The following is a 2,361-nucleotide window of genomic DNA, read 5'->3' on the forward strand; positions in this document are numbered from 1 at the left end:
TGGTACACGTTTTCAGTTGTGCGTTGTTTCTGGTTCTTCCTACTCAGTGCATTCGTTCGATGCTGAGCGCTCGTTGCTATGCATTTGTGTTGTGATGTTTGGGGTTTTTGGTCACTTGTGCTTTTTTATAGATGTGTCGTTTTTCGTATGGTTTTTTTTTTTTCAAGCAGAAGACGGCAGACGAGGTGCGCAGGAGTCTCGTGGGGTCGGAGATGGGGATAAGAGACAGGCCCGGGCGAGCGGCACGTTCATAACCTAGAACTCGGAAGTTCCCCTTCCCAATGAGGGAACCCCCTAAGGGAGTTGGACAGGGAAAACCCTCGATGGGAGCACGGCAAACCCCACGCGGATCAGTAAAACCCGCGGCCCCTCACTTGGTACGGCGCCCCGCCGCCAGTCGGACGATGTCCACCCGTGATCGGATCCCCAGCTTGCGGTAGACCCGGGTCAGGGTGGCCTCGACCGTCTTGACGCTGATGAACAGCCGGGCGGCTATCTCCCGGTTGGTCGCGCCCTCCATGACGAGTGCGGCGACCTGGCGCTCCATCGAGGCGAGGCCCTCCAGCGCGTCCGCCGTCGGCGCGGGGGCGGGCGGCTCCGGTGCGCCGGCCGGCTGGGCGGTCGCCGCGTCCACCTGGCGCAGCCAGGGCAGCGCCCGGCAGCGCCGGAACAGCCGGGCCGCCTCGTCGTACGACGTCGGACCGGCCCGCCGGGTGCGCAGCTGGGCCACCGCGAAGGCGGTACGGGCCTCCTCCAGGCCGTGGCCGAGCTTGGCGAGCCTGTCCTGCACCGAGGTCAACTGGGCGACGGCGGCATCGTGTTCGCCGCGCGCGGCCCGCAGCAGCGCCTCCGCACGGTCCAGTACCGCGAGGACGCTCTCGCGGCCCAGCCGCAGCGCCTGCTCGCGGGTCACCTCGATGACGTCCTGCGCCTCGCGCACCTCGCCGATCCGGACCAGCGCCTCGGCGAGGTCGCCCTGCCAGCGGCCGCGCGCCGGGTCGGTGATGCCGAGCCCGTGTTCCAGCTCCCGGACGCGGCGCAGCGAGCGCACCGTTCCCTGCGCGTCCCCGGCGACCAGTTGCGCGTACCCGAGGGCGGTCAGGGCGCGGGAGACGTACATCTGGTCGCCGTCGCGCTCGGCGTGCTCGACCGCCTCCCGGGCCAGCTCCAGCGCCCGCTCCACATCACCGCCCGAGGCCTCCCCGAGCGAGGTGAGCACCGCGGAGGCCACCTCGCCGATGCCGGTGTCCCGGGCCATCATCAGGCTCTCCCGGGCGAGGTCGAGGGCGCGGCCGCAGTGCCCGGAGCGCAGTTCGGTCTCGGCGACCCCGCGCAGGAAGTGCACCTCGCTCTCGACCGCCCCGGTGCGCTGGACCTCGCGCAGCAGCGCGGTGACCGTGGCACGGGCCTCGGACAGCTGGTCGCTCATGATCAGCCAGCGGAACCGCGAGTAGCCGGCCCCGTTGTGATGGCACGCCACCCGGGGGTCCTGGGGTTCCTTCAGCGCGCGTTTGATGGTCGCGGGGGCGTCCGGGTGGCCCATGAGGGTCTCGATCTGGGCCTGGAAGGCCAGCGCCATCAGCTCGTTGTAGCGGTCGTCGGCCTGTGCGGCGAGCGCCGCCGAGTGCGCCGCCTCCTCGCGTGCCCGGTCGAAGTCGCCGTCCACGCGCACGGCCCGCCAGGTCAGCTGGTAGTGGATCAGGGCGGGCAGCTTCGGGTCCTCGCCGGCGTCGGCGAGGGCCTGCGGGAAGACCGAGTCGACCTCGGTCATGGCGTGGCCCGCCGTGTCGATCACGATGATCCAGGCCCGCACCCGGTCCGCGGGCACGGTCGCCCGGGTGAGCACGTCGCGGGCGATGTCCCGGGCGAGGTCCAGCTCGCCCGCGGTGATCGCGTCCTCGGCGGCCTGGAGCCGGCGCGCGTCGGGGTCCGGGGTGCCGTCGGCCGGGGTGTGCCGGGCGGCGAGCAGTCCGAGGGAGGCGGCGACCGAAGGGGCCCCGCGGTCGCGGGCGAGGGCGGCGGCCTCGGCGAGGCTGTCCGCGGTGTCCTGGTCGGTGCCGGTGGTGGCCAGGGCGAGGTGCCGGGCCCGTTCGATGGGGTCGGAGGCGGCTTTCGAGAGCGCGGCGTGCGCGGCCCGTCTCTCGTGCGCGGGCGCCTCCGCGTACAGCGCGGCCGAGATCAGCGGATGCGCGAACCGTACGGCGGGACCCTCGGGTTCGGTGGCCAGCAGTCCGAGCGCCGCCGCCTGGGCGGTCTCGGCCTCCGCGTGCTCACGGCCGGCCGCGCGCAGCAGGGCGGGGGCGGTCGCCTATCCCCCTCTGACGCTGCCCGCGCAGCGGACGCTGTGAGCCCTGGGGGGCA

General features: G+C 72.0%; 1 pseudogene. It reads right to left on the bottom strand.

What is annotated here, in order from left to right:
- Nucleotides 1-370: 370 nt before the first annotated feature.
- Nucleotides 371-2,296: pseudogene (locus HLK59_RS49580) on the bottom strand (helix-turn-helix transcriptional regulator); the annotation flags it as partial.
- Nucleotides 2,297-2,361: the final 65 nt, after the last annotated feature.

This window comes from Streptomyces sp. S3(2020) (assembly GCF_013044505.1).
In the GTDB taxonomy this organism is placed as follows: Bacteria; Actinomycetota; Actinomycetes; order Streptomycetales; family Streptomycetaceae; genus Streptomyces.